We start from the raw sequence: 686 nt of genomic DNA on the forward strand, positions 1-686 counted from the left end.
GATGACACGCCAGTTATCCGTGGTTCTGCTCTGAAAGCGCTGGAAGGTGATGCAGAGTGGGAAGCGAAGATCATTGAACTGGCCGATGCCCTGGACAGCTACATCCCAGAACCAGAGCGTGCAATTGACCAGCCATTCCTGCTGCCAATCGAAGACGTATTCTCTATTTCAGGCCGTGGTACCGTGGTGACCGGTCGTGTAGAGCGCGGTATCGTTAAAGTGGGTGAAGAAGTTGAAATCGTGGGTATCAAAGACACGACTAAAACCACTTGTACTGGCGTAGAAATGTTCCGCAAACTGCTGGACGAAGGTCGTGCAGGTGAGAACGTCGGTGTTCTGCTGCGTGGTACCAAGCGTGACGAAATCGAACGTGGTCAGGTACTGGCGAAACCGGGTTCAATCAAGCCACACACCACTTTCGAATCAGAAGTTTATATTCTGAGCAAAGACGAAGGTGGCCGTCATACGCCATTCTTCAAAGGCTACCGTCCACAGTTCTACTTCCGTACAACTGACGTGACCGGAACCATTGAACTGCCAGAAGGCGTGGAAATGGTGATGCCAGGTGATAACATTCAGATGAAAGTTACCCTGATTGCACCAATCGCGATGGACCAGGGTCTGCGCTTCGCTATCCGTGAAGGTGGCCGTACAGTAGGTGCTGGTGTTGTTGCTAAAGTTATCGC

Annotated in this window: 1 protein-coding gene; it reads left to right on the forward strand. The window is 51.5% G+C overall.

The window, feature by feature from the left end:
* Window positions 1-686, forward strand: a 686-nt coding sequence (locus SLS51_RS23105; protein ID WP_323840821.1) for an EF-Tu C-terminal domain-related protein, incomplete at both ends; no start/stop codon positions are given.

It is taken from the genome of Photorhabdus africana (genome assembly GCF_035181445.1).
Classification (GTDB): domain Bacteria; phylum Pseudomonadota; class Gammaproteobacteria; order Enterobacterales; family Enterobacteriaceae; genus Photorhabdus; species Photorhabdus laumondii.